At 68.2% G+C, this 26,964-nt stretch carries 26 protein-coding genes; 16 read left to right on the top strand and 10 right to left on the bottom strand.

The features are described from left to right. The first annotated feature begins 4 nt into the window (after window positions 1–4). The 3 genes from ACWV14_RS02200 to ACWV14_RS02190 are packed head-to-tail and all read left to right on the top strand — an operon-like array spanning window position 5 to window position 1,944. Complete coding sequence (locus ACWV14_RS02200) at window positions 5–964, top strand: MlaD family protein (RefSeq protein WP_454902293.1); 960 nt, start codon at window positions 5–7, stop codon at window positions 962–964. Between the two features lie 19 nt (window positions 965–983). Continuing rightward, on the top strand, window positions 984–1,694 hold the full coding sequence (locus tag ACWV14_RS02195; RefSeq protein WP_454902291.1) for an ABC-type transport auxiliary lipoprotein family protein: 711 nt from the start codon (window positions 984–986) through the stop codon (window positions 1,692–1,694). A 28-nt stretch (window positions 1,695–1,722) separates the two neighbouring features. Then, a complete protein-coding gene (locus ACWV14_RS02190) occupies window positions 1,723–1,944 on the top strand; it encodes a hypothetical protein (RefSeq protein WP_454902289.1) in 222 nt (73 codons plus the stop codon). Window positions 1,945–1,950: 6 nt separating this feature from the next. Here ACWV14_RS02190 and ACWV14_RS02185 read toward each other — a convergent pair whose 3' ends face one another. From ACWV14_RS02185 to ACWV14_RS02175, 3 genes are all read right to left on the bottom strand, one after another. Continuing rightward, complete coding sequence (locus ACWV14_RS02185) at window positions 1,951–2,967, bottom strand: hypothetical protein (RefSeq protein ID WP_454902287.1); 1,017 nt, start codon at window positions 2,965–2,967, stop codon at window positions 1,951–1,953. A gap of 101 nt (window positions 2,968–3,068) precedes the next feature. Beyond that, window positions 3,069–3,818 (bottom strand): SIR2 family NAD-dependent protein deacylase, encoded by a 750-nt coding sequence (locus tag ACWV14_RS02180; RefSeq protein WP_454902285.1) that lies wholly within the window; start codon window positions 3,816–3,818, stop codon window positions 3,069–3,071. Continuing rightward, window positions 3,815–4,675 carry an IclR family transcriptional regulator gene (locus tag ACWV14_RS02175; protein WP_454902283.1) on the bottom strand — a complete coding sequence of 287 codons (861 nt, stop codon included), beginning with the start codon at window positions 4,673–4,675 and terminating at the stop codon, window positions 3,815–3,817. Before ACWV14_RS02175 ends, ACWV14_RS02180 begins: the two co-directional genes overlap by 4 nt. Window positions 4,676–4,820: 145 nt before the next feature. On the opposite strand from ACWV14_RS02175, the gene ACWV14_RS02170 reads away from it, so the two are divergent. The 6 genes from ACWV14_RS02170 to fahA all read left to right on the top strand — a co-directional run bounded on the left by ACWV14_RS02170 (window position 4,821) and on the right by fahA (window position 11,529). Next, a complete protein-coding gene (locus ACWV14_RS02170; RefSeq protein WP_454902281.1) occupies window positions 4,821–5,780 on the top strand; it encodes an MBL fold metallo-hydrolase in 960 nt (319 codons plus the stop codon). Window positions 5,781–5,921: 141 nt separating this feature from the next. Further along, a complete protein-coding gene (locus tag ACWV14_RS02165) occupies window positions 5,922–7,559 on the top strand; it encodes an FAD-dependent oxidoreductase (RefSeq protein ID WP_454902279.1) in 1,638 nt (545 codons plus the stop codon). Between the two features lie 5 nt (window positions 7,560–7,564). Next, the gene (locus tag ACWV14_RS02160) at window positions 7,565–7,765 is read left to right on the top strand and encodes a DUF2783 domain-containing protein (protein ID WP_081267002.1); all 201 of its coding nucleotides are present in this window, start codon (window positions 7,565–7,567) and stop codon (window positions 7,763–7,765) included. Window positions 7,766–7,821: 56 nt separating this feature from the next. Next, window positions 7,822–9,132: a homogentisate 1,2-dioxygenase gene (gene hmgA / locus ACWV14_RS02155; RefSeq protein WP_422088738.1), complete on the top strand. Its 1,311-nt coding sequence runs from the start codon at window positions 7,822–7,824 to the stop codon at window positions 9,130–9,132. Continuing rightward, a complete protein-coding gene (locus tag ACWV14_RS02150) occupies window positions 9,129–10,124 on the top strand; it encodes a Bug family tripartite tricarboxylate transporter substrate binding protein (protein WP_454902277.1) in 996 nt (331 codons plus the stop codon). Before hmgA ends, ACWV14_RS02150 begins: the two co-directional genes overlap by 4 nt. 139 nt (window positions 10,125–10,263) lie before the next feature. After that, the gene (fahA, locus tag ACWV14_RS02145) at window positions 10,264–11,529 is read left to right on the top strand and encodes a fumarylacetoacetase (RefSeq protein WP_454902275.1); all 1,266 of its coding nucleotides are present in this window, start codon (window positions 10,264–10,266) and stop codon (window positions 11,527–11,529) included. A gap of 4 nt (window positions 11,530–11,533) precedes the next feature. Here fahA and mrdA read toward each other — a convergent pair whose 3' ends face one another. The 4 genes from mrdA to ACWV14_RS02125 form a co-directional block, all read right to left on the bottom strand. Next, window positions 11,534–13,507, bottom strand: a complete 1,974-nt coding sequence (mrdA, locus tag ACWV14_RS02140; protein ID WP_454902273.1) for a penicillin-binding protein 2 — start codon at window positions 13,505–13,507, stop codon at window positions 11,534–11,536. A gap of 149 nt (window positions 13,508–13,656) precedes the next feature. Continuing rightward, entirely contained in the window at window positions 13,657–14,178 is a 522-nt protein-coding gene (gene mreD, locus ACWV14_RS02135) for a rod shape-determining protein MreD (protein ID WP_422088742.1), read from the bottom strand. Next, complete coding sequence (mreC, locus tag ACWV14_RS02130) at window positions 14,175–15,134, bottom strand: rod shape-determining protein MreC (RefSeq protein WP_454902271.1); 960 nt, start codon at window positions 15,132–15,134, stop codon at window positions 14,175–14,177. The genes mreD and mreC overlap by 4 nt, the downstream gene beginning before the upstream one ends. An 86-nt stretch (window positions 15,135–15,220) precedes the next feature. Beyond that, a complete protein-coding gene (locus ACWV14_RS02125) occupies window positions 15,221–16,264 on the bottom strand; it encodes a rod shape-determining protein (protein WP_007833435.1) in 1,044 nt (347 codons plus the stop codon). A 215-nt stretch (window positions 16,265–16,479) separates the two neighbouring features. Here ACWV14_RS02125 and gatC point away from each other — a divergent pair, with 215 nt between their 5' ends. From gatC to gatB, 3 genes are read left to right on the top strand one after another with little or no spacing between them, the layout of a single operon-like run. Further along, on the top strand, window positions 16,480–16,779 hold the full coding sequence (gatC, locus tag ACWV14_RS02120) for an Asp-tRNA(Asn)/Glu-tRNA(Gln) amidotransferase subunit GatC (protein ID WP_081266987.1): 300 nt from the start codon (window positions 16,480–16,482) through the stop codon (window positions 16,777–16,779). Next, window positions 16,779–18,293 carry an Asp-tRNA(Asn)/Glu-tRNA(Gln) amidotransferase subunit GatA gene (gene gatA / locus ACWV14_RS02115; protein WP_454902268.1) on the top strand — a complete coding sequence of 505 codons (1,515 nt, stop codon included), beginning with the start codon at window positions 16,779–16,781 and terminating at the stop codon, window positions 18,291–18,293. Before gatC ends, gatA begins: the two co-directional genes overlap by 1 nt. A gap of 1 nt (window position 18,294) precedes the next feature. After that, window positions 18,295–19,785 (top strand): Asp-tRNA(Asn)/Glu-tRNA(Gln) amidotransferase subunit GatB, encoded by a 1,491-nt coding sequence (gene gatB, locus ACWV14_RS02110; RefSeq protein WP_454902266.1) that lies wholly within the window; start codon window positions 18,295–18,297, stop codon window positions 19,783–19,785. 39 nt (window positions 19,786–19,824) lie between these two features. On the opposite strand, the gene ACWV14_RS02105 is transcribed toward gatB, so the two are convergent. Continuing rightward, window positions 19,825–20,514 (bottom strand): DUF4124 domain-containing protein, encoded by a 690-nt coding sequence (locus ACWV14_RS02105; RefSeq protein ID WP_454902265.1) that lies wholly within the window; start codon window positions 20,512–20,514, stop codon window positions 19,825–19,827. Window positions 20,515–20,526: 12 nt separating this feature from the next. Beyond that, window positions 20,527–21,210, bottom strand: coding sequence for an orotate phosphoribosyltransferase (pyrE, locus tag ACWV14_RS02100; RefSeq protein WP_081266990.1), 684 nt, complete (start codon window positions 21,208–21,210; stop codon window positions 20,527–20,529). 12 nt (window positions 21,211–21,222) lie between these two features. Between pyrE and ACWV14_RS02095 the strand changes: the two genes are divergently transcribed. From ACWV14_RS02095 to ACWV14_RS02080, 4 genes are read left to right on the top strand one after another with little or no spacing between them, the layout of a single operon-like run. Continuing rightward, window positions 21,223–22,026, top strand: coding sequence for an exodeoxyribonuclease III (locus ACWV14_RS02095; RefSeq protein ID WP_454902263.1), 804 nt, complete (start codon window positions 21,223–21,225; stop codon window positions 22,024–22,026). A gap of 22 nt (window positions 22,027–22,048) precedes the next feature. Beyond that, a complete protein-coding gene (locus ACWV14_RS02090) occupies window positions 22,049–23,260 on the top strand; it encodes a hypothetical protein (protein WP_454902261.1) in 1,212 nt (403 codons plus the stop codon). Beyond that, on the top strand, window positions 23,254–24,036 hold the full coding sequence (locus ACWV14_RS02085; protein ID WP_454902259.1) for a DUF1266 domain-containing protein: 783 nt from the start codon (window positions 23,254–23,256) through the stop codon (window positions 24,034–24,036). Before ACWV14_RS02090 ends, ACWV14_RS02085 begins: the two co-directional genes overlap by 7 nt. Window positions 24,037–24,076: 40 nt before the next feature. Continuing rightward, a complete protein-coding gene (locus tag ACWV14_RS02080) occupies window positions 24,077–26,035 on the top strand; it encodes a DUF4034 domain-containing protein (RefSeq protein WP_455342632.1) in 1,959 nt (652 codons plus the stop codon). A gap of 7 nt (window positions 26,036–26,042) precedes the next feature. On the opposite strand, the gene ACWV14_RS02075 is transcribed toward ACWV14_RS02080, so the two are convergent. After that, on the bottom strand, window positions 26,043–26,951 hold the full coding sequence (locus tag ACWV14_RS02075; RefSeq protein ID WP_454902255.1) for a LysR family transcriptional regulator: 909 nt from the start codon (window positions 26,949–26,951) through the stop codon (window positions 26,043–26,045). Between the last annotated feature and the right edge of the window lie 13 nt (window positions 26,952–26,964).

Raw genomic sequence — 26,964 nt, 5'->3', positions numbered from 1 at the left:
CACCATGGAAAACAAGGCCCATGCCCTCGCCGCCGGCGCCTTCGTGCTCGGCCTGATCGCCGCGCTCGTCGCGCTGGTGATCTGGTTCACGCGCGACAACACCGTGCGCAACGTCTACGAACTGTCCACGCGAGAGGCCGTGAGCGGCCTGCAGCCGCAGGCGATGGTGCGCTACCGCGGCATCGCGGTGGGCAAGGTGACGTCGATCGACTTCGACCCCAAGGTCAAGGGCAACGTGCGGGTGCGCATCACGGTCGACGAACGCGTGCCGCTCACAACCTCGAGCTTTGCCACGCTGAGCTACCAGGGCGTGACCGGCCTGGCCTTCATCGCGCTGGACGACAAGGGCGAGTCGACGGTGTCGCTCAAGCCGGACAACGACGACCCGCCGCGCATTCCGCTCAAGCCGTCGATGCTGGCGCAGCTGCAGGACCGCGGCGAAGCCATCATCAACCAGGTCGAGGAAGTGACCAAGCGCGCCAACCAGCTGCTGAGCGACCCGAACCAGAAGCGCGCGGCCGACGCGCTGGAGAACATCGCGGCCGCCTCGGCCAGCGCCAACACGCTGCTCAAGACGCTCGACAACACGGTCAAGACCGGCCTGAACCCGGCGCTGACGAAGCTGCCCGACACCATGGCCTCGGTGAAGAAGGCGGCGGGCGACGTCTCGCGCGTGGCCAACAACTTCAACACCACCGTCGTGCGGCTGAACGCGCCCGACGGCCCGGTCGAGCGCCTGAGCGACGGCACCAAGGCGCTGGCGCAGGCGGTCGACTCGTTCAATTCGGCCACGCTGCCGCGCGTGAACCGCGTGGCGGACGACACCTCGCACGCCATCCGCCGGCTGGGCCGCGCGGCCGACAGCATCAACGACAACCCGCAATCGCTGCTGTTCGGCAACGGCGGCACGGTGGCGGGCCCGGGCGAGCCGGGTTTCAGCGCGCCCGCCGCGACGCGGCCCTGAGGGAGAGAAGAGGCCCATCATGACCATGAACGCCACCATCCACGCCATCCGATCCCTGGCGCAGCCGCGCCGCGCTGCCAGCGCCGCGGCGCTGGCCGTCGGCTTCGCGCTGCTGGCCGCCGGCTGCGGCGCGCTGCCCGACAAGCCCGCGCGCGCCGCGCTGTACGACTTCGGCCCCGGCCCCGCCGCCACGCAGGCCCCGGCATCGGCCCCGGCTCAGATGCGCCCCACCCTGGCGCTGGCCGAGTTCGAGAGCAACAGCCGCCTCGACGGCACGCAGATCCTCTATCGCCTGGGCTACGCCGACGCCAACGAGCTGCGGCCCTACAGCCAGTCGCGCTGGAGCCAGCCGCCGGCGCAATTGCTGCGCCAGCGGCTGCGCGACACGCTGTCGGAGCGCCGCACGGTGCTCGGCCCGGAAGAAAGCGCGACCATCTCGCGCAGCAAGGGCGAAGTGCCCGACACGCTGCGCATCTCGCTCGACGAGTTCACACACTATTTCGATTCGGCCAGCGCCAGCGTGGGCCTGGTGCGCCTGCGCGCCACGCTGATCCGCGGCACCCCCGCCGGCGACCGGGTGCTGGGCCAGCGCCTGTTCACCGTGCGCAGCCCCGCCCCCAGCGCCGACGCGCCCGGCGGGGTGAAGTCGTTGATCTCGGCCAGCGACGCTGCAGTGGCCGATGTGGTGCAGTGGGTCGACCAGTTGCAGCAGCAACAGCCCCGGCAGTAACCTGCGGCCAGAACGGAGGAGCTACACCATGAACGCAACACGCATCGTCGGCATCCTGCTGATCGTGGCCGGCATCGCAGCCTTGGGCCTCGGCAGCTTCAGCTTCACCAAGGAAACCCACGAGGCCAAGCTCGGCCCGCTTGAGTTCTCGATGAAGGAGAAGCAGACCGTCAACTTCCCCACCTGGGCCAGCGTGGCCGTGATCGTGGTGGGCGGGGCGCTGGTGCTGCTGGGCGGCAGGAAGGGCTGAGCGGCCTCACTCGATGGCGGATGGCGCTTCGACGCCGAGCTTTTGCTTGACTGCCTGTGCCATGCGTTCGCCCAACACAAGCAGACCGCGCGTGGAAATGTGGGTGTCGTTCGGAAAATAGAAGTCCCGCATCCCGGTCTTCTCCTGCTGAACGAACGCAAACAGATCGGGCCCCAGGTCGGTCTGCCGCAGCGCCTCCACGAATGCCTGCGACCGCGAGGGCTCGATATAGGCTGTCCACTTGTTCGGAACCACCATCCAGAGCACGGGCGTCTTGGCGTGCGTGCTCGATAAAGCCTGCATGCCGGCTACGTTGGCTGCCGTGAGTTCCCCGTGATTCAAGTCGTCCGCCAGGAAGAGAGCGAGATCACAGCGTCGATGACTGAACAACGCGCAGCCGTCAGCCACAGGCCGCGCCAGCGTCATGGAGTTGCAGCCGCTGCGCACCTTGCCGGCGATCGCCGCGCGGGTACACCTGTTCGTCATCCAGCCCGAAAAGAGCTGCGCGTCCCAATTGAGAGCGAAGGCGGGCACGTGCGCCAAGGGCGGTGATGCCGGCTCGACTGCAGCCGTCAAAGGGCGCTTCAGGGGCGTGCATTTGCGTGAATGCGCGAGCCGCACATTCAGCAGGCGCTCCACACTCTCGATGACCACCAGCTTGCCGCGAAAACCGATCTGCGAGAGCCATTCATCGAAATCGGCGCAGAGCATCTCGTCGAGCTGCGACCAGTATGTCGTTGCCACGGCGTAGTCGTCTCTTGCCAGCGCTGATTGCCAGACATGCGATGCCGAGAAACTGTCGCCGATCACCAGGATGTCGGCTTTGTCGATGGGAACACCTTGCAGCAGCTCGCTGCCAATATGCGGCGGGTCGATCTTCCAGCCGAAATCATCTTCAGAGACACGCCCGACACGGGAGAGGTCTCCATAGGGAGCAAGCGTCAACAGAGACTGCAGCAGGAGGCACGCGCATACGGCAAAGCCCGACAAAAATATCGACAACCAGAGTTTTGCGGGCGCCATTCTTTGGATCAGGTATGCGGAAGCGCGAACATGTGACGCCTCCCGGGGCGCCCGAGTTTAGACCGTCGCCATGGCGTAAATACCCGCCCCACATCCGGCTTTCAGCCCAGCCCCGCCAGCAACTTCGGCAACAGGTCTTCCGACGCTCCCCTCAGCACCACGGAGGCCGCATCGTCCAGGTGCGGCAGCGGCTCCAGGTTCAGCGTGATGAGCCGCGCCCCGTGCGCCAGCGCCGTCTGCGGCAGCTCGGCCGCCGGGTAGACGATGGTGGTGCTCCCCACCACCATGAACAGATCGCACTCCTGCGCGGCCACCTGCGCGTCGAGCAGCACGCTGGCGTTCAGCATCTCGCCGAACATCACGACGTCGGGGCGCGCATGCGAGCCGCAGCGCAGGCAGCGGTGGAAGGGCCAGGGGCCGCTGCGGTTGCCGCAGTGGTCGCAGCGCCAGCGGCGCAGCGAGCCGTGCAGTTCGAGCACGTCCTGGCCGCCGGCCAGCGTGAGCAGGCCGTCGACGTTCTGCGTGACGAGCCGTGTGGCGGGGCGCAGCCGCTGCAGTGCCGCGAGCGCGGCGTGGCCCGGGTTGGGCTGCGCCGACTCGATCACCGACACACGCTGCGCCCAGAACTTCGTGAAGCCGGCCGGGTCGCGCGCCAGGTCTTCGGCGTGGGAGAACTGCAGGGCGTTCTGGCTCTTCCAGAGGCCGTCGGCGTCGCGGTAGGTCGGAATGCCGGAGGCGCGGGACAGGCCGGCGCCGGAGAACACGACGATGCGCCGGGCATCGCGCAGCAGCCGTGCGGCCGCCTGTACTGCTTCGAAGGTGGAGGTGTTTTCTGGTGTGACGCGCGTCATCGCTCTGGTTTGGGGGAGTTCGCCGGGGTGAGAACGGCGGTTGCGCCCAGGCGCTGCGACACGGTGCCGGCGCAGGCCTTGAGCGCGCGGGAAATCTCGCCGTCCCACGCGGTGTCGAAGATGCCGGCCGGGCCGATGGCGGTGACGGCCAGCACGATGGCGCCAGTGTGATCGAACACCGGCGCGGCCATGGCGCTCACGCCCTCGATGACCTCGCCGTCGGAACGGCTGATGCCGTGGTCGCGCACTTCCTTCAGCTGGCGCTCGAAGTCGCTCCATGAAGGCAGCGGCTGCAACGGCGGCATGCCGGCCGGTTGCGCGGGCTCGCCGCCCTTGCGCTGCTTCTGGCGCTGGCGCTCTTCCTCGAGCAGGCGGCGCACCACCTCGGCGTCGAGGTACGCGGCGAAGACACGGCCCGAGGCGGTGTTGGTCAGCGAGAACACCGTGCCGTGCCGCATGTTCACGTGCACCGGCGAAGGCGACTCGGCCGTGCGGACGATGGTCGCGCCGCGCGCGCCCCATACGGCCAGCGCCACGGTGTGGCCGATCTGCTGCGCGAGCTGGCCGATCAGCGGCGTGGCGATGTGCACCGGGTCGGCTTGCTGCAGGCTGATGAGCCCCAGTTGCAAGGCAAGCGGGCCGAGCAAATAGTGGCCGCTGGCGCGGTCCTGCTCGATGAGGCCCAGGCGCCCGAAGCTGACCATGTACGGGTGCGCCTTGGCGGGCGTCATGTCGGCTTCCCGCGCCAGGTCCTTCAGCGCCATCGGCCGGCCGTGGTGCACCAGCGCCCGCAGCAACTGGCCGCCGACCTCGATGCTCTGGATGCCGCGCTGGGCGCGGTCGGTGTCAGTGGCCATGGCTGCCTTTGGCGTCCGGTTGTTCGTTCATGAAGAAGGGATTAGACATTAACTGATCCGGCGCTTACACTCCGAAAATTCGTTAACCGCGAATTCGTTCGACTTAGACGAATCCCAAATTCCACCCCACCGACGGAGACACCCGATGAGCCAAGCCAAGAAATTCGCCAGCCAGGCCGACATGGAAGAGAAGAAGATCACCTTCAGCCAGATCTCCGAACATGCCTGGGCCTACACCGCCGAAGGCGACCCCAACACCGGCATCGTCATCGGCGACGACTGCGTGCTGGTGGCCGACACCCAGGCCACCCCTGCCATGGCCGCCGACGTGGTGCGCCGCATCCGCGAAGTGACCGACAAGCCCATCAAGTACGTGGTGCTCACGCACTACCACGCCGTGCGCGTGCTGGGCGCGGCAGGCTACGGCGCCGAGCACATCCTGGCCAGCCAGGACACGCGCGACCTGATCGTCGAGCGCGGCGAACAAGACAAGGCCAGCGAGATCGGCCGCTTCCCCCGCCTGTTCCAGAACGTCGAGACCGTGCCTCCGGGCCTGACCTGGCCCACCATGACCTTCACCGGCAAGATGACGCTGTGGCTGGGCAAGCTCGAAGTGCAGCTCATCCAGCTGGGCCGCGGCCACACCAAGGGCGACACCGTCGTCTGGCTGCCGCAGGAACGCACGCTGCTGTCGGGCGACCTGGTCGAGTTCGGCGCCACGCCGTACGCCGGCGACGCCTACTTCAAGGACTGGCCGCAGACGCTGGACAACATCGCCGCGCTCAAGCCCGTGGCGCTGGTGCCGGGCCGCGGCGCCGCACTCACCACGCCCGAAGCCGTGGCCGAGGGCCTGACAGGCACGCGCGACTTCATCTCCGACGTGTACGCCAGCGTGCAGGAAGGCGTGAAGGCCGGCCGCGACCTGAACGCGGTCTACAAGGAAACCTACGAAAAGCTCAAGCCCAAGTACAGCCAGTGGGTGATCTTCGACCACTGCATGCCCTTCGACGTGAGCCGCGCGTACGACGAGGCCTCGGGCCATGCCGATCCGCGCGTGTGGACGGCCGAGCGCGACATCGAGATGTGGAAGGCACTGGAAGGCTGATCCCGCATCGCTCCCTCCCCCGCTGGGGGGGCTGGGGTGGGAGGCAGGCAGAGCGTCCGAAGTGAACGCCGCGTGCCCCCATCCCAACCTTCCCCCAACGGGGGAAGGGGCAAGACAAAGACAAATGCACGGAGACAACACGTGATCGACTATCAGAGCCTGCGCTTCGACTACAAACGCCACGCCGACCAGGACGCGGCGGCACCGGCGCACCACCCCGTCGTGATCGTCGGCGCCGGCCCGGTGGGCCTCACGCTGGCCATCGACCTCGCGCTGCGGCAGGTGCCGGTGGTGCTGCTCGACAACGACAACACCCTGTCCAGCGGATCGCGCGCGATCTGCTTCGCCAAGCGCACGCTCGAGGTGTTCGACCGCCTCGGCTGCGGCGACCGCATGGTCGACAAGGGCGTGTCGTGGAACGTGGGCAAGGTGTTCTTCCATGACGAGCAGGTCTACAGCTTCGACCTGCTGCCCGAGCCCGGCCACGAGCGCCCTGCCTTCATCAACCTGCAGCAGTACTACGTCGAGGGCTACCTCGTCGAGCGCGTGGCCGCGCTGCCGCTGATCGACCTGCGCTGGAACCACAAGGTGACCGGCATCGAGCAAGGCGACGACGGCGCGGTGCTGACGGTGGAAACGCCCGAGGGCGAGTACCGGCTGCGGGCCGGTTACGTCGCCGCCTGCGACGGCTCGCGCTCCAACACGCGCCAGATGATGGGCCTGGAAGCGAAAGGCCGGATCTTCCGCGACCGCTTCCTGATCGCCGACATCACTATGGACGCGCACCTGCCCACCGAGCGCCGCTTCTGGTTCGACCCCTCGTTCCATCCCGGCCAGAGCGTGCTGCTGCACAAGCAGGCCGACGGCATGTGGCGCGTCGACTTCCAGCTCGGCTGGGACGCCGACCCGGCGGAAGAACGCAAGCCCGAGAACATCACGCCGCGCGTGCGCGCGCTGCTCGACAGCATCGGCTTCGAGGGCGTGCAGTTCCAGATCGGCTGGGCCAGCGTCTACACCTTCGCCTGCCAGCGCATGGAACATTTCCGCCACGGCCGCGTGCTGTTCGCTGGCGACTCGGCGCACGGCGTGTCGCCCTTCGGCGCGCGCGGCGCCAATTCGGGCGTGCAGGACGCGGACAACCTCGCCTGGAAGCTCGCGGCCGTGGTGCAGGGCCAGGCGCCCGATGCGCTGCTCGACAGCTATGCCAGCGAGCGCGAGTTCGCAGCCGACGAAAACATCCGCAACTCCACGCGCGCCACCGACTTCATCACGCCCAAGAGCGACGTGAGCCGGCTCTTCCGCGACGCGGTGCTGGAGCTGACCCGGCGCCATGCCTTTGCGCGCACGCTGGTCAACAGCGGGCGGCTGTCGGTGGCCACTGTGCTGCGCGATTCGCCGCTCAACACGCCCGATGCCGATGGCTTCGCCGGCACGATGGTGCCCGGCGCAGCGGCGGCCGACGCACCCGTGGCACGCGCCGACGGCGGCACCGGCTGGCTGCTGCGCGAATGCCATGTGGAGCGCTTCACCGCGCTGGTGTTCGGCCGCGGCGAGGCCGCCAAGCGCAGCCTGCAGGCATTGAAGGAATGCGACTTGCCGCTGCACGTGGTGCGCGTGGAAGACGCCACGCCCGACGGCGAACTCGCCACGCGGCGCTACGACGCGCAGCCCGGCACCGTCTACCTGCTGCGGCCCGACCAGCATGTGTGCGCGCGCTGGCGCAGCCCCACGCCCACCCTCATCCGCGCGGCCGTCGACCGCGCACTGGCCAAGGCATGAAAGCCATGCAAGCACCACAGCAACTGATCACCACGCCCAACCTCGAGGCACCCGACGATTTCTACGAGGCGCTCATCGAGGCCCACCAGGGACTTTCCAACGAAGAGAGCCACGCCTTCAACGCACGCCTGGTGCTCGTGCTGGCCAACCACATCGGCTCGCTGGCCGTGCTGCGCGAAGCCTTCGACGCGGCGCGCGCCGGCTGAGCTCCCCGGCATCCACGCATTCCAACCTCATCGCGATTTTTCGAAAGAGAAAGCACATGACCCAAGCAACCCCGCCCTCCGAACGGCGCTACCAGAGCGGCTTCGGCAACGAATACGCCTCCGAGGCGGTGCCCGGTGCCCTGCCCCAGGGCCGCAACAACCCGCAGCGCGGCCCCTTCGACCTCTACACCGAGCTGATCTCCGGCACCGCCTTCACCGCGCCGCGCCACGAGAACCGCCGCACCTGGCTGTACCGCCGCCAGCCCTCGGTGGTGTCGGGCCGCTACCAGCCGTATGCGCAGCCGCACTGGACCACCGGCGCCGACCGCGAGATCGCGCTGCCGCCCGAGCCGCTGCGCTGGCATCCGCAGCCGCTGGACGGCGCGGCGGGCGTCGACTTCATCGACGGCATGCACACCATCGCGGCCAACGGCGACGCCGAGTCGCAGGTCGGCATCGGCTCGCTGATGTACCTGGCCGGCCGCTCGATGGAGCGCCGCGCCTTCGTCAACGCCGACGGCGAGATGCTGCTGGTGCCCCAGCAAGGCCGCCTGGTCGTCACCACCGAACTGGGCGTGCTCGACGTGAAGCCCGGCGAAATCGCCGTGCTGCCGCGCGGCATGGCCTTCAAGGTGGCGCTGCCCGACGGACTCTCGCGCGGCTACGTGTGCGAGAACTACGGCGCGCATTTCCGCCTGCCCGAACTCGGGCCCATCGGCTCGAACGGCCTGGCCAATGCGCGCGACTTCCAGGCGCCGGTGGCGGCCTTCGAATCGGAAGAAGGCGGCTACGAAATCGTCAAGAAATTCGGCGGCCGCTTCTGGCAGGCGCCGATGAAGCAGTCGCCCTTCAACGTGGTCGCCTGGCACGGCAACCTGTCGCCGGTGAAGTACGACACGGCGCACTTCATGGTGATCGGCTCGATCAGCTTCGACCATCCCGATCCGTCGATCTTCACCGTGCTGACCTCGCCCAGCGACACGCCCGGCACCGCGAACTGCGACTTCGTGATCTTCCCGCCGCGCTGGATGGTGATGGAGAACACCTTCCGCCCGCCGTGGTTCCACCGCAACCTCATGAGCGAGTTCATGGGCCTGGTGCTGGGCGAATACGACGCCAAGCCGGGCGGCTTCAAGCCCGGCGGCGCGAGCCTGCACAACTGCATGGTGCCGCACGGGCCGGACGAGGAAGCCTTCGACAAGGCCACGAATGCCGACCTCAAGCCGCACAAGCTCGACAACACGCTGGCCTTCATGTTCGAGAGCCGCTACCGGTTCATTCCCACCAACTTCGCGCTGAAAAGCAGCGCACTCGACACCGACTACGCCGACTGCTGGGCCGGCCTGAAAGATCAATTCAAAGCATGAAGAAAACATTCACCCTGACCCGCCGTGCAGCGGCCGTTGCGCTGCTCGCAGTGCCATTTGCGGCTCAGTTCGCGGCGCAGTTCGCACACGCCGCCGACTACCCGTCCAAGCCCATCCGCTTCGTCGTGCCCTACACGCCCGGCGGCACCACCGACCTGGTGGCGCGCACGGTGGGCCAGAAGGTGTCGCAGAAGCTGGGCCAGCCGGTGCTGATCGACAACCGCGGCGGCGCGGGCGGCAACATCGGCATGGACGCGGTGGCCAAGGCGGCGCCCGACGGCTACACCATCGGCTTCGGCGCCATTTCGACCAATGCGCTGAACCCGCACATCTACAAGTCGATGGCCTTCGACCCGCGCAAGGACTTCACCGCCATCAGCCTGCTGGGCACCTCGACCATCGTGCTGGAAGTGCCCGCCGCCTCCGCCATCAAGACCGTGCCCGACCTGATCGCGGCCGCCAGGAAGAACCCGGGCATGCCCTACGCCACCGCGGGCGCCGGCACCTCGATGAACCTGGCCGGCGTGATGTTCGCGCAGATGACCGGCACCGACCTCGTGCACGTGGCCTACAAGGGCAGCGGTCCGGCCATCACCGACATGCTGGGCAACAACATCGGCGTGATGTTCGACAACCTGCCAGCCTCGCTGCCGCACATCCAGGCCGGCAAGCTGCGCGCGCTGGCGGTGGCGGGCCCGGCGCGCTCGCCCTCGCTGCCCGACGTGCCGACCATGGCCGAGGCGGGCCTGAAAGGCTATGCGCTGGAGCCGTGGTTCGGCGTGTACGGCCCGGCCAACCTGCCGGCACCGGTCGTCAAGGCGCTGAACGAAGCCTTCGTCGAAGCGCTTGCCATGCCCGACGTGAAGGCCAAGCTGGCACAGGCCGGCTTCTCGCCGCGCGGCTCGACGCCGCAGGAGCTCGCGAAGCTGAGCGATACCGAATACAAGCGCCTGGGCGACGTCGCCAAGAAGGCCGGCATGTCCGCCGAGTAAGGCTCGCCTCCAGGCTTGCCCACTTCGTGTGGCTGCCACCCCCCTCCCGGGGGCAACACCTGCGGCCCGGCAAAGCCGGTTCCGCGGTGTTTCCCGAACGAACCCCAGGCTGCATAGAACATTTGCTTGAAAGACACACATGACCGCACTGAACGCCACCCATGACCCGAAGCTGCGCAGCTGGGTCGCCTCGGCCAACGAGGCCGGCAACGACTTCCCGATCCAGAACCTGCCCTTCGGCCGCTTCCGCGCCGCGGGCAGCAGCGAGGCCTTCCGCATCGGCATCGCCATCGGCGACCAGGTGCTGGACCTGCGCGCCACCGGCCTCGTCGACACCGACGACATGAACGTGCTGATGAACGCCAGCGTGAAGGACCGCCAGGCCCTGCGCGCCGCCATCTCCGCCGGCCTGGCCGAAGGCAGCGACAAGCAGGCCGCATGGTCGAAGGCGCTGCTGGCGCAGGCCAAGGCCGAGATGACGGTGCCCTGCCGCATCGGCGACTACACCGACTTCTACACCGGCATCCACCACGCGACCACCATCGGCAAGCTGTTCCGCCCCGACCAGCCGCTGATGCCCAACTACAAGTGGGTGCCCATCGGCTATCACGGCCGCGCCTCGTCGATCGGCATCAGCGGCCAGAGCTTCAAGCGCCCGCAGGGCCAGACCAAGGCACCGGACGCGGAAACGCCCAGCTTCGGCCCTTGCAAGCGGCTCGACTACGAACTGGAGCTGGGCTTCCTGGTCGGCCAAGGCAACGCGCAGGGCGAGCCCATTGCCATCGGCGAGGCGGAAGACCACCTGTTCGGCGTGACGCTGCTCAACGACTGGTCGGCGCGCGACATTCAGGCCTGGGAATACCAGCCGCTCGGCCCCTTCCTGTCGAAGAATTTCGCGAGCACGCTGTCGCCGTGGATCGTGACGGCCGAGGCGCTGGCGCCGTACCGCGCGAAGTTCGAGCGGCCTGCCGGCGACCCGCAGCCGCTGCCCTACCTCGACTCGCCCGCCAACCGCGAAAGCGGCGCACTCGACATCACGCTCGAAGTGCTGCTGCAGACCGCGAAGATGCGCGCGGCCGGCGAGGCGCCCGTGCGTCTCACGCGCAGCAACACCACCCAAGCCGCCTACTGGACCGCCGCGCAGCTCATCGCGCACCACACGGTGAACGGCTGCAACCTGCAGCCGGGCGACCTGCTGGGTTCGGGCACGCTGTCGGGCCCCGGGCCCGGCGAGGCGGGCTCGCTGATCGAGCTGACGCTGGGCGGCAAGCAGCCGATCACGCTGGCGAACGGCGAGAAGCGCACGTTCCTGGAAGACGGCGACACGCTGGTGATCCGCGGCTACTGCGAGCGCGCCGGAGCCGTACGCATCGGCCTGGGCGAAGTCAGCGGCACGGTGGTTTGATGTCTCAGGGCGCGGTGGCGGGCGTTGTGGTTGCCGCGGCCGGCCACGCCACTTCGCTCGCCACGCGCGGCTTGCCGATCGGCGCGGTCGCCTTGCCGATCTTCAGGGCCGCCATGTCGGCCTCGCTCGGGTACTGGTCGGCGAGCCAGTAGTCGAACACCCGGCGCGCGATGGGCGCCGCAGCGCCCGCGCCCCAGCCCGCGTTCTCGACGATCACGGCGATGGCGATCTTCGGGTCGTTCACCGGCGCGAAGCCCATGAACAGCGCGTGGTCCCGCTGGTGCTCTTCGAGCGCGCGGGCGTTGTACTTGGTGTTCTGTGCCTGCGTCACGGCCTGCGCCGTGCCGGTCTTGCCGGCCGCCTGGTAGAGCGCGCCCGCGAACACGCCACGCGCCGTGCCGCTGGTGACCACGCTGGTCAGACCCTCGCGGATCACCGAAATGGCCGACGCCGTGTAGCCGAGGTTTTCCGCCGGCGGCTGCGGCATCGGCACCACCTGCCCGCTCACCGTGTTGCGCGTGGCCAGCACGAGGTGCGGCTTGTGCTTGAGGCCGCCGTCCGCCACGATGGCCGTGGCCTGCGCCAGCTGCAGCATGGTGAAGTTGTTGTAGCCCTGCCCGATGCCCAGCGAGATGGTCTCGCCCGCGTACCACTTCTTGGCCTCGGGGCGCTTGTAGGCGTTGCGCTTCCACTCGGTGCTCGGCAGCACGCCGCGCACCTCGCCGCCCAGGTCGATGCCGGTGATCTGGCCGAAGCCCAGCGGCTTCATGGAGTCGTGGATCAGGTCCACGCCCATCTCGTTGGCGAGCGAATAGAAATAGATGTTGCTCGACAGCTGGATCGCGCGGCGCATGTCGACGCCGCCCAGGTTGCCTTCGGGGCTGCCGAAGCGGTGGCCGCCGAAGTTGAAGTAGCCGGGGTCGTTCACCACCACGCTGGGGCCGCGCTTGCCGGTCTGCAGCGCCGCCAGCGCCATGAAGGGCTTGTAGGTGGAGCCGGGCGGATAGGTGCCGCGCAGGGCACGGTTCAGCAGCGGCTTGTCGATCGATTCGGTCAGCGCGGCCCAGCTCTCGTTGTCGATGCCCTCGACGAACAGGTTGGGGTCGAAGGTGGGCTTGCTCACGAAGGCCAGCACCTCGCCGGTCTTGGGGTCGATGGCCACCACCGCGCCGCGGCGGTCGCCGTACATGTCCTCGATCAGCTTCTGCAGCTTGATGTCGAGCGACAGCATCACGGTGTTGCCCGGCGTGGCCGGATGGCTGGCCAGGCGGCGCACGGCGCGCCCGCCGGCGGAGGTTTCCATCTGCTCGACGCCGGTCTGGCCGTGCAGCGTCTTTTCGTAGCTCTGCTCGATGCCGAGCTTGCCGATGTAGTCGGTGCCCTTGTAGTTGGCCTGCTCTTCCTCGTCCCAGTCTTCCATCGCGGTCTTCTCGCGCTGGTTGATGCGGCCGATGTAGCCGAGCACGTGCGAGGCCAGCTCGCCCTGCGGATAGTTGCGGAACAGCCTCGCCTTGATTTCCACGCCCGGGAAGCGGTAGCGCTGGGCCGCGAAGCGCGCGACTTCCTCGTCGCTCAGGCGGGTGCGGATGGGGATGGAGTCGAAGCTGCGCGAGTCTTCGCGCAGGCGCTTGAAGCGGCGGCGGTCGCGCGGCGACACTTCGAGCACCTGGGTCAGGCTGTCGATGGTTTCCTCGACGTCGTTGACCTTGGAGGGCGTGATCTCCAGCGTGTAGGCCGAATAGTTGGACGCCAGCACGATGCCGTTACGGTCGAGGATCAAGCCCCGGTTCGGCACCACAGGCACCACCGCCGTGCGGTTGCTCTCGGCCTGCTCGGCCAGGTCTTCGTGCCGCGTGACCTGCAGGTACACCAGCCGCGCGCACAGCAGCCCGAAGGCGAACAGCACCGCCAGCCCTATGACGATCACGCGGCGCTTGAAGCGCGCGAGGTCGGCGGCGACGTTGCGGATTTCGGTCATGGCGGTGGGAGCTTAGGCGCGCGCAGGTGCGATGGCAAATGCAGCTGGCTGCGGCCGCCGCCGGGCCGCCCCAAGGCGAGCCGCGCCTCCCCCATGGGGGGTGGAGTTACACGCAGCGATGCGAAGTGAAAAGCCGGGGGGCATCATGACTAGAGGGGGCGGTTCTCGTCCGGTTCCGGGGTGCGGCGCTGCGGAGCAAGTAACAGTGCGGTGACCAAGGGCCAGAGCGCTGCCTCGACGGCTGGCGAAATCAGCACCGTCCAGCCCGGGAACACCCCGCCACCGATCATCCGCGTGACGACCTCGATCAGCTGCGACAGCGCAAAGAGCGGCAGCACCTGCAGCGCCTGCGAGAACACCGGATACCAGAGCAGGCGCCGGTGGATGGTGATCGCGAAGAAGCCCAGCGTGGTGTAGGACAGCGCATGCTGGCCCAGCATCGACGACTGGTGCACGTCCATGCACAGGCCGAAGACGAAGGCCGCGCCTATGCCCACGCGCATGGGCTGGTGCACGCCCCAGAACACGATCACCAGTGCCAGCAGGTCGGGCATCCAGACGGCCCGGCCGATCGGCACCATGTTGACGAGCAGCGCCACCACGAGGCTGGTCCACATGAAGAACGGGCTGACGGGCAGCAGGAGCTGCTGCTGGCCGGGGCGCTTGATCATCGACGTTCTCCCGGCTTCTTTTCGTTCTTGCCCGCGCCGGGCTTGCCTTCCGGCCGCTTGCGCTGGGTGGTGGCGGGCGGTGCCGGCGGCGGCGCGGTCGGCGCGCCGGTGGGCTCGAGCACCAGCACGTAGCGCGCGGCCGTCACATGGGCCAGCGGCACGCAGTAGATGCGGGCGAAGGCCGAATCGGCGCGGCGCTCGATGCGCTCGATCTTCGCCACCGGGAGGCCGGTGGGATAGATGCCGTCGACGCCGCTGGTGGAGAGCAGGTCGCCCTCCTGCAGGTCGGCATTGGCGGCCATGAAACGCAGCTCCAGGCCGCCGCCGTGGGCCGAGGCGTCGCCGAAAGCCACGCTGCGCACGCCGGTGCGGGTGTTCTGCACGGGAATGGCCAGGTCGCGGTCGATCACCAGCGTGACCTCGCTCGTGAAGGGCAGCACCTGCGTGACCTGGCCCAGCACGCCGCGCGCGTCGATCACCGGCGAGCCGGCCACCACGCCCTGGGTCATGCCCTGGTCGATCACGATCTTGCGGGTGTAGGGGTCGGCCGCGTCGTACAGCACCTCGGCCGCGCGGCCCGGGGTGGTCGTGGCCTGGCGCAGCTCGAGCAATTCGCGCAGGCGGGCGTTGTCCTGGGCCAGCGTGTCGGCCTGGGCGGCGCGCTCGGCCTGCATCATGAGCGCCTTGCGGGCGTCGGCCTCGTTGCGCTGGGCGGTCTGCAGGTCTTCGAGGTAGCGGCTGCCGCCCAGCAGGGCCTGCACCGGCTTCAGCGCCACCCATTGCACCGGGTACAGCACCGCGCCGATGCCAGCGCGGATGGGCTGCACGATGTGGAAGCGCGCGTCGGCCACCATGAGGAACAGGGCCAGCGCGCCGAAGAAGATCAGCTTGCTGAGTGCCGACTGCCCCTGGTTGAACAGGGGTGGCGCTGTGCGATCGAGCGTGCCCAGAGGCATGAATTCAGACCCGGCGGTGGTGCGGAATCAAATAACAAAAAGCCGGCCTGCGCAAGCAGAGGCCGGCCGATGATGCAGCTGCCTGCTTACTCGCTCGTGAAAATGCTGCCCAGGCGGTCCATGCGCTCGAGGGCGATGCCGCAGCCGCGCACCACGCAGGTCAGCGGATCTTCGGCCACCAGCACCGGCAGGCCGGTTTCCTCGGCCAGCAGGCGGTCGAGGTCGCGCAGCAGCGCGCCGCCGCCGGTCAGCATCATGCCGCGCTCGGCGATGTCGGCACCCAGTTCGGGCGGCGTCTGTTCCAGCGCGTTCTTCACGGCCGAGACGATGTTGTTGAGCGGATCGGTCAGGGCTTCCAGCACTTCGTTGCTGCTGATGGTGAAGCTGCGCGGCACGCCTTCGGAAAGGTTGCGGCCCTTGACTTCCATTTCCTTGACTTCGGAGCCCGGGAAGGCCGAGCCGATGTTCTTCTTGATGACTTCGGCCGTCGGCTCGCCGATCAGCATGCCGTAGTTGCGGCGGATGTAGTTGATGATGGCTTCGTCGAAGCGGTCGCCGCCCACGCGGACCGAGCCCTTGTAGACCATGCCGCCCAGCGAGATGACGCCCACTTCGGTGGTGCCGCCGCCGATGTCCACCACCATCGAGCCCGAGGCTTCGCTGACAGGAAGGCCGGCGCCGATGGCCGCGGCCATGGGTTCTTCGATGAGGTAGACGGAAGTGGCGCCAGCGGCCTCGGCCGCGTCCTTGATGGCGCGGCGCTCGACCTGGGTCGAGCCGCAGGGCACGCAGATGATGATGCGCGGGCTCGGCGTGAGCAGCGTGCGCGGGTGCACCATCTTGATGAACTGCTTGATCATCTGCTCGGTGATCACGAAGTCGGCAATGACGCCGTCCTTCATCGGGCGGATCGCCTCGATGTTGCCGGGCACCTTGCCCAGCATGGCCTTGGCCTCGCGGCCTACGGCCTGGATCACCTTCTTGCCGTGGGGGCCGCCTTCATGGCGGATCGCCACGACGGACGGCTCGTCCAGCACGATGCCCTTGTTGCGGGCGAAGATCAGGGTGTTGGCGGTGCCGAGGTCGATCGCAAGGTCGGTGGAAAAGTACCGACGGAAAGCTCCAAACATGTGCGGAATCCTCTGAGCACGGCCTGCGCATCGGCAGGTCGTCGCTCTATTTTTTGGGTCGTTTGACGGGGTGAATTGATCGTTTTTGGCGCAAAAGCCGGCGCGTTCGCGGGGGTTGCGGCAAAGGCGGGATAATAACCGAATCCCCTCTGATTCCCGTATTAGCACCGGCTTCGCGGTGCGATTCCCCCTGCTTTTTTTAGCGTTTCGACCCTATGGCACTTTCTGCTTCCGATATTGCGCGCATCGCCTCGCTGGCGAGGCTGCAGCTTGCTCCCGACGAAAGCGAGCGCATGCTCAGCCAGCTCAACGGCTTTTTCGACGTAGTCGAACGCATGCGTTCGGTGGACACCTCCGGCGTCGAGCCGCTGGCCCACCCCGTGGCGGCCATCGAAGACATCACGCTGCGTCTTCGTGACGACGTGGCGAGCGAGCCCAACAATCGCGAAGCCAACCAGAAGAGCGCCCCGGCCGTCGAAGCCGGCCTGTTCCTCGTGCCCAAGGTGATCGAATAATGAGCAGCAACACCGAACTGCACCAGATGGGCGTGGTCGCGCTGGCCCAGGCGCTGGCCGACCGCAAGGTTTCGGCCGTCGAGGCCTCCCAGGTATTCCTCGGCCGCATGAAGGCCCATGAATCGCTCGGCACCTTCGTCGACGTCAACGAAGAGGTCACGCTGGCCCAGGCCCGCGCCGCCGACGCGCTCATCGCCGCCGGCAACGCCCCGGCGCTGGCCGGCGTACCCATTGCGCACAAGGACATCTTCGTCACCACCGATTTCGCCACCACCGCCGGCTCGAAGATGCTCGCGGGCTACCGCTCGCCCTTCGACGCGACCGTGGTCAAGCGCCTGGCCGAGGCCGGCGCGGTCACGCTCGGCAAGCTGAGCTGCGACGAATTCGCGATGGGCTCGGCCAACGAGAACATCGCCGTGCCCGCCGTGGGCCACGACAAGGCCGTACCCGTGCAGAACCCCTGGAACCGCGAGCGCATTCCGGGCGGCTCCTCGGGCGCCAGCGCGGCTGCGGTCGCGGCGCGCCTGGCCCCCGCGGCCACCGGCACCGACACCGGCGGCTCGATCCGCCAGCCCGCATCGTTCTGCGGCGTGACCGGCATCAAGCCCACCTACGGCCGCGCTTCGCGCTACGGCATGGTGGCCTTTGCGTCGAGCCTGGACCAAGCCGGCCCGATGGCCCGCTCGGCCGAAGACTGCGCGCTGCTGCTGTCGGCCTTCTGCGGCCCCGACCTCGACCGCGATTCCACCTCGCTCGACAAGCCTGCCGAGAACTTCGGCCGCTCGCTGAATGACTCCCTCGAAGGCATGCGCATCGGCGTGCCGAAGGAGTTCTTCGGCGAAGGCGTGGCGCCCGGCGTGCGCGCGGCCATCGATGCCGCGCTCGCTCAGTACGAGAAGCTCGGCGCCAAGCGCGTCGAGGTGACGCTGCCGCGCACCGAGCTGTCGATCCCCGTGTACTACATCATTGCCGCGGCCGAGGCCTCGAGCAACCTGAGCCGCTTCGACGGCGTGAAGTTCGGCCACCGCGCCAAGGACTTCATCGACCCCGCGAGCAAGAAGAGCGCGCTCACGCAGATGTACGAACGCACGCGCGCCGAAGGCTTCGGCGACGAGGTGAAGCGCCGCATCATGATCGGCACCTACGTGCTCTCGCACGGCTACTACGACGCCTACTACCTGCAGGCGCAAAAGGTGCGCCGCATGATCGCCGACGACTTCCAGCAGGCCTTCAAGCAGTGCGACGTGATCGTCGGCCCCGCCGCGCCCACCACCGCATGGAAGCTCGGCGAACACGGCGGCGACCCCGTGGCCGACTACCTTGCCGACATCTTCACGCTGCCCGCATCGCTGGCCGGCCTGCCCGGCATGAGCGTGCCCGCGGGCTTCGACGGCGGCATGCCCGTGGGCCTGCAGCTGATCGGCAACTACTTCGGCGAAGCGAAGCTGCTGAATGCAGCGCACCGCTTCCAGCAGGCCACCGACTGGCATGCGCGCACGCCGGAGGGTTTTTGAGATGAGCGAGACCGTGAACACATTCGAAGCACAACAACAGGGCCGCCCGACAGGTCCGCTGGTGCGCGGCTATGAAGTCATCATCGGCTTCGAGACGCACGCCCAGCTGTCGACCGCGAGCAAGATCTTCAGCCGCGCCTCCACCGCTTTCGGCGCAGAGCCCAACACGCAGGCCTGCGCAGTCGACCTCGCGCTGCCCGGCACGCTGCCCGTGATGAACAAGGGCGCGGTCGAGCGCGCCATCAAGCTCGGCTTGGCGCTGGGCTCGCACATCGCGCCGCGCAGCGTGTTCGCGCGCAAGAACTACTTCTACCCCGACCTGCCCAAGGGCTATCAGATCAGCCAGTTCGAGATTCCCGTGGTGCAGGGCGGCGCGGTGTCGTTCTTCGTGGGCGAAGAGCAGAAGACGGTGCGCCTGGTGCGCGCCCACCTCGAGGAAGACGCGGGCAAGTCGCTGCACGAGGACTTCATCGGCCAGAGCGGCATCGACCTGAACCGCGCCGGCACGCCGCTGCTGGAGATCGTGACCGAGCCCGACATGCGCTCCACCGCCGAGGCCGTGGCCTATGCGAAGGAACTGCACAAGATCGTCACCTGGATCGGCATCTGCGACGGCAACATGCAGGAAGGCAGCTTCCGCTGCGACGCCAACGTGTCGGTGCGCCGCCCCGGCGACAAGCTGGGCACGCGCCGCGAGATCAAGAACCTGAACAGCTTCAAGTTCATGCAGCAGGCGATCGACTACGAGATCCGCTGGCAGATCGAGGAGATCGAGGACGGCCGCGCGATCGAACAGGCCACCGTGCTGTTCGACCCCGACACCGGCGAGACGCGCGCGATGCGCGCCAAGGAAGACTCGGCCGACTACCGCTACTTCCCCGATCCGGACCTGCCGCCGCTGGTCATCGCCGCAGACTGGATCGAGCGCGTGAAGACCACCATGCCCGAGCTGCCGCGCGCGATGGCCGAGCGCTATGTGCGCGACCACGGCCTGTCGGAATACGACGCCGCCCAGCTCACGCAGAGCGCCGCGCTCGCCGGCTACTTCGACGAAGCCGTGAACGCGGGCGCCACGCCCAAGCTCGCGAGCAACTGGATCACCGGCGAAATGGCGCGCCGCCTGAACGCCGCTGAAATCGGCATCGAGGCCGCGCCGGTGAAGGCGCAGCAACTGGCCCAGCTGGTGAAGCGCATCGCCGACGGCACGCTGCCCAACAACGCCGCGCGCCAGGTGTTCGAAGCGCTATGGACCGGTGAAGGCAGCGATGTCGACGCCATCATCGAAGCCAAGGACCTGAAGCCGATGGCCGACACCGGCGCGCTCGACAAGATCCTCGACGAGGTGATCGCAAAGAACGCCAAGAACGTCGAGGAATACCGCGGCGGCAAGGAGAAGGCGCTCAACGCCCTCGTGGGCCAGGTCATGAAGGCCAGCGGCGGCAAGGCGAACCCGGCACAAGTCACCGAGCTGCTGAAGGCCAAGCTGGCCTGATCGAATGAAGCCGGGGCCTTGCGCAAGGCCCCGGTTGCTTCAGCGGTTGGTGCCGCCGTTCTGGGGCGACCAGAGCAACTTGAGGCGCACGCGCTCTTCGTCGAAGCGCGCATTCACCCGCTTCTTCTCTTCTTCCTGCTCGCCGATGAAGCGGTTCTGCACCGCCACGCTCTGCGTGTTGTCATCGAGCCTGCGCCGCACCGAGCCGGGCGCCTTGCTCGGGTCCTGCTTGTAGAACTCCATCTCTTCGTCGATCTTCTTGCGCTCTTCGCCCAGCTCGGCAATGCGCTTGCGCGCCGCCTGCGTCACCGCATCGATCTGCGACAGCGCCTCGGCACGTTCGCGGTCGTGCGTGGCGGCGTTCGGGTAGCGCACCAGCAAGGCCCGCTCGCGCCGGCGCTCGTCGGTCAGGCGGGCGGCCTGGATGGCGGCTTCGCGGGCGCGGTCTTCGCGCTCCTGCAGTTCACGCGCCGTGTAGGTCGGCTCGACCTTGCGGCGCACGGAGCCGCTCGGGTTCAGCTCGCGCTGCTCGCGGTCGCTGCACTCGGCGATCGGCCGGTCGGCCGTCAGCGTGCGGCCGCGGGCGTCGGTGCAGGTGAAGATGCCGGGGGAGGCGCCTTCCGGTTTCTGCGATTGCGCATGCAAGGCGCCGCAGAAGCCCGAAGCCGCCATGATCGATGCCGCTGCCAGCAGGCGAATCGGCTTGCCGTTGTCGCGTGCGTCGTGCATTGGCTGTGCGCCTCAGCTCGCGCCGTAGCGCGTGCGGTAGGCCAGCACGCGTTCGCGGTGCGTGCCCAGGTCGGCCGCCGCGCTGCCCGACAGATAGCTCAGCAGGTCGTCCAGCGTGGCGATGGCGATCACCGCCAGGCCGAGCTGGTTGCGCACGTACTGCACGGCGCTGTGGTCCACGTCGACGCCGTTCTCGGTCGCCTTCTCCTGGCGGTCGAGCGCGATGGCCACGGCATGCGGCGTGGCGCCGGCGGCCTGGATGGCGGCGATCGACTCGCGCACTGCCGTGCCGGCCGACATCACGTCGTCGACGATCAGCACGCGGCCCTTGAGTGGCGCGCCGACCAGGTTGCCGCCTTCGCCGTGCGCCTTGGCTTCCTTGCGGTTGTAGGCAAAGGGGTAGTTGCGGCCCCGGCGGGCCAGCTCGGCGGCCACCGTGGCGCCCAGCGGAATGCCCTTGTAGGCGGGGCCGAAGATCATGTCGAATTCGAGCCCGCTCTCGATCAATCGGTCTGCATAGAATCCCGCGAGACGGGCAATCTTGCCGCCGTCGTCGAAGAGTCCCGAATTGAAGAAATAAGGACTCATTCGGCCGGCTTTTGTCTTGAATTCGCCAAAACGCAGCACGCCGGCATCCAACGCGAACTGGACGAAGTCCTGTGCGACCGCGCTGCTTTTCTGACTATCTACAGCCATCGGAATTTCCTTGTGTTCAAACTGACCAGTCTCAATCTCAATGGCCTGCGTTCGGCCGCTACCAAAGGCGTGGCCGACTGGGTGGCCGAACTTGCGCCGGATTGTATTTGCATGCAGGAGATCCGCGTCCAGGCCAGCGACGTCGAAGGCCGCTTCGAAGAGATGGCGGGCCTGAAGGGCCACTTCCACTTCGCCGAGAAAAAAGGCTACGCCGGCACCGCCATCTACACCAAGCACGCTCCGAGCCAGGTCGTGGTGGGCTGGGGCGATACCGAGTTCGACGCCGAGGGCCGCTATCTGGAACTGCGCTTCGACACGCCCGAGCACAAGTTCTCCGTCATCAGCTGCTACTTCCCGAGCGGCAGTTCCGGCGAGGAACGGCAGGAGGCCAAGTTCCGCTTCCTCAAGGGCTTCTTCCCGCACCTGGTGGCACTCAAGAAGGAACGCGAGTTCGTCCTGTGCGGCGACATCAACATCGCCCACCAGCAGATCGACCTGAAGAACTGGCGCGGCAACCAGAAGAACAGCGGCTTCCTGCCGGAGGAGCGCGCCTGGATGACCCGCCTGCTCGACACCGGCACCGAAGGCGCGGGCCTGGTCGACGTGTATCGCAAGCTCAAGCCCGACACCACCGACGAGGCCTACACCTGGTGGAGCAACCGCGGCCAGGCCTACGCCAACAACGTGGGATGGCGGCTGGACTACCACCTGGCCACGCCGGCCATCGGCGCGCTGGCGCGCACCGAGCAGATCTACAAGACCGTGAAGTTCTCGGACCACGCGCCGATCACGGTGGAATACGACTTCACGCTGTAAGCCATCATTCCATTCAGGCCTGATGCCGCTGCCACCGCCCACCGCCAGTTCCCCTTCCACGGCCGCCTACCTGCCGCGCGACGTGCTCAACGCGCCCGAGGTCAAGGCCGCGATCGCGCGCCGCAGCTCTGAGCGCGGCGACGACGCCGACATGGCGGCCTGGCTGCGCAACCACTTCTTCCGCTGGGCCATCGGCAGCTTCGAGCATGTGCTGCCGGTGCAATCGGTGGCCGACTACCAAGCTGCGGCCGGCTCCGGCAAGCCCGTGCCCGAATGGCTGGCGAGGCTGCTGCAGCCGCGCGCCGACGCGGCGGCCAAGATTTGCTGGTACCTCGACCCCGATCACCTGCTGCTGATCGAGCGCGAGCGCGTGCTGATCGAATTCCTGCGCTCGCGGCGCGGCACGCGGCTGGAGCAGAAGCTGCAGCGCATCAACTGCTTCATGGCGCTCGCGATGTGGGAGCAGGAACACCAACGCATGCAGGCCCGGCGCAGCAAGGGCTGGGTGCCCAGCAGCGGGCTCGCGCTGCGCGAGGTGCTGCGCACGCCCAACGGCGTGATCTTCGAGTTCGACGGCCAGCATGCGGCGCTGCGCGAGGAAATGGCCTACGAGTCGTACCACATGCAGCATTGCCTGGGCCAGTTCGCCAGCCTCAAGAAGCTCAGCGGCGGCTACGGCGAGCAGTACGCGCAGGCCACGCAAGACGGCCGGCTGCGCCTGTTCACGCTGCGCAGCGCTGGCAACCTGCCGCACGTGACCATCAGCCTCACGGTGCATGCGGACGGCCTGCGCGTGGACCAGATCAAGGGCAAGCAGAACCGCCACCCGATCCGCAGGTACGCCGACGACGTGTTGCAGTTCCTGCGCACCGTGCCGCCGCGCGGCGAGCGCCATGCCGATTGCGAAGGCATGGGGCTGGTTTTCGAGCCCGAGGCCGCCGGAGCCGCCTCCGGCCGGTGGAAGTTCGTCACCGACGTGGCCGACGCCAATCACCTGCTCAGCGTGATGAGCGCCAACTTCCACCTGATCGAGCATTTCGAGCAGCCGCCGCCCGCGCTGCAATGGCTGCTGCTGCGCATAGCGCCGGGCGAACTGGCACGGCTGCGGCAGGTCGATCCCGCCGTGGCCGCGGCCGCGCGGCTCATGCGGGCGCACGCCGCGCCACCGGCCGATGCGGCATACGGCATCGAGGGCATTCCGCTCGACTTCGTACCGGAGAACGCCGCATGCTGAGCGCGCTGCTATGGCTCGCGGGCCTGGTGGTGCTGTTCTTCGTGTACCGCGCCGTGGTCATCCTGCGCGGCGTGATGCGTGAGGGCGACGACGGGGAACATCGTGCGGACGCGGCAACGCCGGCAAGGGAAGACCCGGCCCTGCGCGCCGCCCGCGCCAAGGCGGAGAACGCACCGCCCAATCGCCGCCGGTGGGCAATCGCGCTGGGCGACATCCTGCTGGTCCGCAACGGCCTGCCGTGCAACGGCGACACGCTCGCGCTCGACCTGCCCGCCGACAGGCGCGAGCGGCTCGCGCGCCAGGTGCTGCGCGAGATGAACCTCGCCGCCGACCTGCCCGACGCCGACATCTCCACCCGCATGCGCGCCGCGCTCACCGGCTGGGTGGGCGGGCTCGGCCGCTCGCACGACGGCTTCTACGAGCAGCTCGCGGCGCAGGGCCGCGTGCGCGATGCGCTGGCCTTCGACTGCGCGCGCACCGCCTTCCTGGTCCGCTGCATCGCCCTGCTCGGATGGGTGCCCGAAACACAAGCCTGGATGGTGCTGTTCCTCAATGCGCAGCGCGCACAGGACAGCTTCGAGAGCTGGGAAGACTTCGGCATGGCCTACGCGCGGGCACGCGAGCACTGGCTGCGCATCAGCACCCAGGACGGCCCCGCCTCGACGCGCGCCGCCATGGAAGTGCGCGAGCACCTGCGCAACGCCGACGGCAGCTGGCTCGCGCTGCCCTGGAAGCGCTACCGCATCTTCGACCCGCAACCGCTGCCGCCCGCCTGACACCGGCCCGGCGTTTTCACTCTTCCTTCCCGCCATGACCATGATCCCGCCCGCCCCCTCGCCCTGGCAAGTCTGCGACGCCGACACCTTGCTGCGTGCAGGGGACTACGCCACGCTCGACCGCCTGTTCGACGAGGCGCTTGCCGCGAGCTTCCACGACCGCGACGCCGAAGAGCGCTACTACGGCGCGCTGCCCGCCGACATGAAGCGCTGCACCGAGGCCGGCGCCGAGGGGCTGGCGCTGCTGCGCGCCTGGCAGGCCGCCAGTCCGCGCTCCGCGCACGCCTGGCTGTGCGAGGCGCACTACTGGTTCCACTGGGCCTACGAATACCGCGGCTCCGGCTGGGCGGACTCGGTGACCCAGCTGGGCTGGACCTGTGCCCACGCCTGCGCCACGCACACGGCCGCCTGCGCCATGCAGGCGCTGGAACGCGAACCCACACTGTGGAGCGCGACCGCGCTGCTGATGCAGAGCGTGTCTGCGTTCGAAGAGCCCGAATGGCTGTCAGAAATGCTACGCAGCGGCCGCGGTCCGGCCGACGCACCGACGCACGACCTGCCCACCGACGCGCGCGAAGAACTGCTGGCCATGTTCGCCCGCTCCGGCCTGCGCGTCGACGAACGCATCGCCTGTCCGCCGAACGCACCGTCCGCCCTGCCCTCGCCAATGCAGGGCAAGAAGCTGCTGGCCGGCAAGCAGTACTGGATGCACGCCACGATGCAATTGCATCCGCGTCTGTTCTTCTTCCTGCGCAACTGCGTCTGGTTCATGCAGCCGCGCTGGGGCGGCAGCCACGACCGGGTGCGCGCCTTCATCGCCTCGCCCGCCTGCGCGCACCTGGACGAGGTCGAGAAAGACCGCCTGCGCCACGAGATCTGGCGCGACGACTATCTGGAGAACAAGGTCGACGAAGACGACGACCCCGAAGACGTTCGCCAGTGGATCGCCGCCACCCGCCAGCGCGCCGACGAAGCGCTGTACGCCTATCACCGCTGGGAGACGCTGTACTGGATCTCCAGCGCCCACTACGGACGCGACGACCGGCCGCAGGCACTCGCCTTCCTGAAGGAAGCCGAGACGCACTGGCCCATCGACGACAACGAGGCGATGGCCCGCGCGGTGCTGTTCGCCTGCCAGGTAGAGCCGCACGACCTGTCGTGGCTGGGCCAGGCCATCGTGCGAAGCGCCAACGCCCGCAAGTGCACGGCCGCGATGATCCTGCACGGCTACTGCAGCCTGAAGGGCGTGCTGGGCTTCGTGCCCAACGCGGCGGCCGGCGAGGCCTGGCTCGACGCCGCACGCCTTCATGATCCCGGCTCGCTCGCATGGAACAAGGTGGCCTACGCCTTGCGGCGGGGCGGGCGCGAGGCCGACGCCTTCGAGGTAGCCACCATGGGCCTGGCCGCGGGCGGCGATTCATGCGGCTACCTGCTCGGGCTGTTCCACGAAGAGGGCGTGCACGTGGCACCCGACCTGAAGAAGGCCATTCCGTATTACCGCGAGACCGCCGAGGCCGGCGGCAACATGGGCGCCTACCAGTTGGGCTACGCCTGCTACAACCTCGGCCGGGCCACCGAAGAGCCTGTAGAGCGGGCCCGCCTGCTGCGGGAGTCCGTGGAGGCGGCAGCCAAGGCGCACGAGATGGGTCACACCGAGGGCCTCGAAAGCATGCTGATGTTCATCGGCGATCTGGAAGACATTCCCACGCGCCACGACTACGTCGAACTGGTGCGCGAGCACGCGCAGCAAGGCAACGTGGTCGCAATGGCAACGATGTCGGCACTGCTGGGCGACAGCAGCGACAAGAAGCTCTATGACTACCGTGAAAGCGTGCGGTGGATCATGGGCGCGCAGGCCGTGGACCCCGAGAGGGAGTACGTCAAGAACGTGACGAAGCAGACCCACCAGGACGGCTTCCTCGCGTCCACGCTCTACAAGCTCACGCGCCGCCAGATCAAGGCGCACGAGATTCCGGGCGCCGACAACGCGATGGTCTGAACGTCAGTCAGCGCGACAACTCGGGCAGCGCCTTCACCAGCGTGGCGACGAAGGCCTGCATGGCTTCGGTCTCGTGTGCGCCGCGCTTGGTGATGCGGTAGAAGTCGAGCCCCACCTTCGGCTTGGTCAGCACGTCGGTACGCACCCGGTGGCGGCGGCAGGCCGCGAGCGCGAAGGTCGGCATCACGGCGGTGCCGAAGCCGGCCTCCACCATCGAGATCAGCGTGCCGAAGAAGTTGAACGCGGGCCGCTGCGCGTCGGCGCGTCCGATGGTGGCCAGGTGCTGGTCGATCACCTTCTGGATCGGGTTGCCGGGCGGCAGGCCGACCAGTTCCGCGCCGCGCAAGGACGACCACGGCGCGATGCCGACGCCTGGCGCCGCATCGGCATCGTCATCGAGGCGGGCCACCCGCATCAGCTGGAAACGGCCGACCGGCGTGCGCTCCAGCCCCGGCGCTGCCTTGAAGAAAAAGCCCAGGCCCATGTCGGCATCGCCGGCCGCGACCATCGCCTCCACGTCGCGCAGGTCGGCGTCGAACAGCCGCAGGCTGACCTGCGGATGCGCCGCGCGGAAGGTGGAGAACACCTGGGGCAGCAGGTGCGACGACACCAGCGGCGTGGCCGCGATGCGCAGCGTGCGGCGCGCCGCGTCGCCCGCCGCGCCCAGTTCGGCGGCCACGTCGTCGAGGTCGGTCATGAGCCGCTCGACCACCGGCAGCAGCCGCCGGCCTTCGGGCGTGAGGCTCACCACGCGCGTGGTGCGCTCGAACAGCCGGCAGCCGAGCTGCTTTTCCATCTCGCGGATCAGGATGCTGAGGCCGGCCTGGGTGATGTGCGCCTGCTCGGCCGCGCGGGTGAAGTTGCCAATGCGCGCCACGTGCAGGAACGCGCGCATCTGGCGGGTCGAGAGGTTCATAAGGATTCATGAT

The organism is Variovorax durovernensis (assembly GCF_977011995.1).
The sequence above is the reverse complement of the archived record's forward strand: the minus strand, read 5'-3'. Positions and strand labels throughout refer to the sequence as shown.